At 60.1% G+C, this 4,323-nt stretch carries 2 protein-coding genes and 1 pseudogene; 1 reads left to right on the top strand and 2 read right to left on the bottom strand.

What is annotated here, in order from left to right; all coding sequences use genetic code 11:
* Together DBR24_RS32785 and DBR24_RS18485 are read right to left on the bottom strand one after the other, a co-directional pair.
* Positions 1 to 278: pseudogene (locus tag DBR24_RS32785) on the bottom strand (catalase-peroxidase); the annotation flags it as partial.
* A gap of 162 nt (positions 279 to 440) precedes the next feature.
* Complete coding sequence (locus DBR24_RS18485) at positions 441 to 2,651, bottom strand: LTA synthase family protein (RefSeq protein WP_128615466.1); 2,211 nt, start codon at positions 2,649 to 2,651, stop codon at positions 441 to 443.
* A gap of 445 nt (positions 2,652 to 3,096) precedes the next feature.
* Here DBR24_RS18485 and DBR24_RS18480 point away from each other — a divergent pair, with 445 nt between their 5' ends.
* Positions 3,097 to 4,113, top strand: a complete 1,017-nt coding sequence (locus DBR24_RS18480; RefSeq protein ID WP_128615465.1) for an ABC transporter substrate-binding protein — start codon at positions 3,097 to 3,099, stop codon at positions 4,111 to 4,113.
* Positions 4,114 to 4,323 lie beyond the last annotated feature (210 nt).

The raw sequence follows: 4,323 nt of genomic DNA, 5'->3' as shown, positions 1-4,323 counted from the left end.
CTGTGCCAGGCCATGCGGATGAACAGCGGGCCGTAGTGGCCGAAGTCGGCGGGCCACCAGTCCTGCGAGTCGGTCATCAGCGCGCGCAGGTCTTGTTTCAGCGCCTGGAAGTCCAGGCTTTTGAAGGCTTTGGCGTAGTCGAAGTCCTTGCCCAGCGGATCGGACTTGGGCGAATGCTGGCTGAGGATCTTCAGGTTAAGTTGATTCGGCCACCAGTCACGGTTCGTCGTACCACCACCGGCGGCGTGGTTGAACGGGCATTTCGATTCGTTTGCCATGTTCGGGTCCTTATCAGGTCTTCTACGGCCGGCTCGTGCCGACTTCGGACTAGTAAGGCTAGACCCGACTTGGGGAGTCAGCTAATAGGCCGACTATTGGGTGTTGATAGTCAGAACCTTTTAGTGCGTGCGCCATGCAGGAGTTGTCGCAGGACGTTGTGCTCAGCTCGATTGTGCGGCTTCGTCGTCCGGCACGTCGTCGAGGATGTCTTCCTGCCCCGGTACTTCAGTGATCACGCTGAAATCCGTCACTTCCACCGCACCAAGCCCATATCCCAATAAGTGGAAGGAGAAGGCCTTGCGCGGCAGCGGGTTGTCGAAGCTGAAATCCATCTCCAGCGGCTGATCCGCAGTGGCGACCATCTCCGACGGCAGCCCCAGTTGCACGTCCTGTTCGAACTCCTTGGCCTTGAGCTGAATGTACGCTGCCTGCTGCGGATCGACCGAGCGCACCGTCAGGCGTACGCGGGTGTGCGAGCCTTTGGGCATTTCCAGGTATTGCGCGCCGATCAGGTTATCGGCCCAGTCATCCTTGATCTGCGCCTGCAGCGGGATGACGTTGTTGCTGCCGAACTGATAGCGATGATTGAGCGGGGTGCGCAGCAACGACAGGTCCAGCGCATCGGCCCGGGCGGCGATCTGCCGGGCCGGGTGACCGCTGTAGTTGCCCTTGAACTTCGCGCTTTCGGCGATGAAGCCGGCGCTTTCGTAATAGCGGCAGCGGCGCGGCATGTCGCATTCGGAGAAAATGCCGTGACCATCGTGATAGCGCAGCTTGCCGTTGGTGAACGACATGATTTCGCGGCCGCTGTCGTAGTCGCGGAACAACGAGCGACCGCTCAGCGCGGACGGCACCGGCAGGTCGAAATAGTCGAGGATCGAAGCGCTCAGATCGACGTGGCCATAGACTCCGGCATTCAGTCGCGGCAGTTGTTCATGCTCCGGCGCCAGGGTCAGGTTGAATCCCCAGGAGGAGGCCAGGCGCACGCCGTCGATGCCGTGGGATTCATCCGACGTGATCATCACCAGGGTGTCCTTGAGCACGCCCTGGCGTTCCAGGCCGCTGAGGAACTGTTCCAGGGCATCGTCGAGATAACCGACGGCGGCCTGTTTCGGCGTTTCGTAACGCTCAAGGTAATCGTCCGGCGCGGAGTAGGGCTGGTGGGTGCCGACGGTCAGCAGCGTCAGCATCCACGGTTGTTTTTGCGTCTTCAGTTGGCCGACATAATCCAGCGCACCTTCGAAGAAGGCCCTGTCGTCCTTGCCCCACGGAAATTCCAGATAGTTGGCGTTGCTGAACCACTCCAGGCCATGCGTGGCAGCGAAACCGATGTGCGGCATGATCTTGTCTTTGGCCATGAAACGCAGGCCGGCACCTTGCAGATAATGCGTGCTGAAGCCGTTCTGACGCAGCTGCGCCGGCAGGCACGCCTTATTGCGCTCGTGCTGGGTCAGCATTTCCACGCCTTTGGGCGTACCGTTGTTGAGCTTGTCGTAATCGCCGCAAAGCATCGCGTACAGGCCACGAATGGTCTGGTGGGTGTGCAATACGTAATCCGGCGTGTTCATGCCGCGCTCGGCCCAACGGCTGAGGTTGGGCATGAGGTCTTCCTGATAGTGGCTGCCAATGGCTTCGCGGTTGGCGCGGATGTAGGCACCGGGGATGCCTTCCAGGGCGATGATCAATACGTTGCGTGCCTGGCCCGGTGCACTCAGCAGTTTGTGCCCGTTGAGGTCGACATCGGTGAGCCCGGCCATGACCGGCGCGGCTTCTTCGACATCACCGTCGAGCCATTCCTCGGCCTGGATTTGCAGATCGGCGACCTGACTGGCGAGCAACTGATGCGGCAGGTTGTACTGCCGCCACGGATCGTCTTCGTTCGGCCACAGGTTCTGCGCAGCCCAGTGTGCGGCGAACAGCACCACGGGGGCGGCCCAGATGGCGCGAGGCAGGGCCGGGCGCTTCACTGCGCGGCTGACGAACTGTGTCAGCAGCCAGAACAGCAGCGCCACCAGCAAGGTCACCGCCAATGCCGGATGCGCCATCCCGCCGCCGGTGGAGTTCTCGACGAATTGCGGGTCGATCAGGTAATGCAGATCCGCCGGCGTCGGCAGGCGCCCGACGGCGCTGACCAGTTCCGCCGTGGCCACCGCCAGCAAACCCCAGAACAACAGCACCGGCAATGCCAGCCACCACGCTCGCCGATGCAGCACCACCAGCAGCAGACTGCCGATGGCCAGGTCCGACAGATAACCCAGCGGCGTCGACCAGCCCAGCGCCGCGCGCAGACACACCGGGACGATCAGCACCAGCACAATCAGCGAAAAGAGGCGGGCATGCGGCCGCCGCAGCCAGTGAAAAAAAGCGCTCACAAAAAAAGACCTTCCACGTCATCAAACCGTCAAAAAAGTGTGGGCGATGATACCAAGGGTGGGCGGTCTGATTGCCTTTTTAAACGCACGGCTGATTCGGTGGCGGGGCCGCTCTTGAAGGGTGGGCGGCACGTCCGAAGCCTTGATGGGCGCGCCTGTCGGAGGGCGTTCGGCTGGTTTGTCGCTGCAGATGTGCGACGGTTTTATTGTTTCAGGCTGTTTACTGGCGGTGATTTCCCTGTAGGTGCTGCGGTCTTTTGACTTTGATTTCTTAACGCAAGATCAAAAGATCGCAGTCTCGTTTAGCTCGACAGCACCGACACGAATTGCTTTATGCCGGCCCGACAATCGCGTGCTATCCATATGCAATAAAGGTATTTAATTTCTGTTTTTTATAGCGATAAAGTCATGCCTTTGAGCACACCACCCCTGCTGCGAGGTAGTCATGGCCACACCGTTCAAACGTTCCGCGCTGACTCTGTTGGCCGCTTCCCTGGCAGCGGGCGCGCTGTTCAGCAGCAGCGCCCAGGCTGAAGGCAAGATCAGCATTGCCCAGCAATTCGGCATCGGTTACCTGATTCTCGATGTGGTGCGCGATCAGCAACTGATCGAAAAGCACGGTAAGGCACAGGGCCTCGATATCAAGGTCGACTGGAACAGCATCTCTGGCGCGACTGCGATGAATGAAGCGCTGCTCACCGGTTCGCTGGATGTGGTGTCTGCGGGCGTGCCCCCCATGCTGACCGTGTGGGATCGCACCAAGGGCAAACAGAACGTCAAGGCCATCGCCGCCCTCGGCTCAATGCCCAACTACCTGCTGACCAACAACCCGAACATCAAGACCCTCAAGGACTTCAGCGACAAGGACCGCATTGCCGTGCCCGCTGCCGGCGTCGGCTTCCAGTCGCGTACCTTGCAGATCGAAACCGCCAGGGAGTTCGGTGACGATCAGTACAAGAAATTCGACGACATCTCGGTCAGCCTGCCGCACCCGGACGCTACGGCGGCGCTGATTGCCGGCGGTTCGGAAATCAACGCGCATTTCTCCAGCCCGCCATTCCAGTACCAGGCCCTGCAAAACCCCAACGTGCACAAAGTGCTGAGTTCCTATGACGTACTCGGCGGCCAGGCTACGTTCAACGTGTTGTACACCACCGAAAAATTCCACGACGAAAACCCGAAAACCTACAAGGCGTTTTACGACGCACTGGCGGAAGCGGAGACGATCATCAAAGCCGACAAACCTGCCGCGGCCCAGGCGTACATCCGCGTCGAGCAATCGAAGCTGCCACTGGCGCTGGTCGAGCAAATCGTCAAGGACCCGGAAATCGACTTCACCGTGGTCCCGCAGCGCACCTTTATCTACGCCGAGAAACTGCAAGAGCTGGGCGTGCTGAAGAACAAGGCGGGGAGCTGGAAGGATTACTTCTTTGAAGAGGCGCATGCTGGCGCGGGGAGTTGATGGACGAGGGGTAAGCTGATTCGGGGTTTATACCGATCGGAATCGGTATGCCTCGGGAGCGGGCTTGCTCGCGAAAATGGTGTGTCACTGCAGTCAATGCTGACTGACGCGACGCCTTCGCGAGCAAGCCCGCTTCCACAGGGGGCGGTGTTGCTCACAAACCTGTATTTACACGCAGAACCTGTGGGAGCGGGCTTGCCCGCGAAGGCC

The sequence above is a fragment of the Pseudomonas sp. HMWF006 genome, assembly GCF_003061205.1.
Taxonomy (GTDB): Bacteria; Pseudomonadota; Gammaproteobacteria; order Pseudomonadales; family Pseudomonadaceae; genus Aquipseudomonas; species Aquipseudomonas monsensis.
Note: the sequence above shows the minus strand (reverse complement) of the source record. Positions and strands in the feature narration are given on the sequence as shown.

Bases quoted from the DNA above. Each gene is read 5' to 3' on its own strand.
- DBR24_RS18480 (WP_128615465.1), top strand. From the start codon at position 3,097: ATGGCCACACCGTTCAAACGTTCCGCGCTGACTCTGTTGGCCGCTTCC.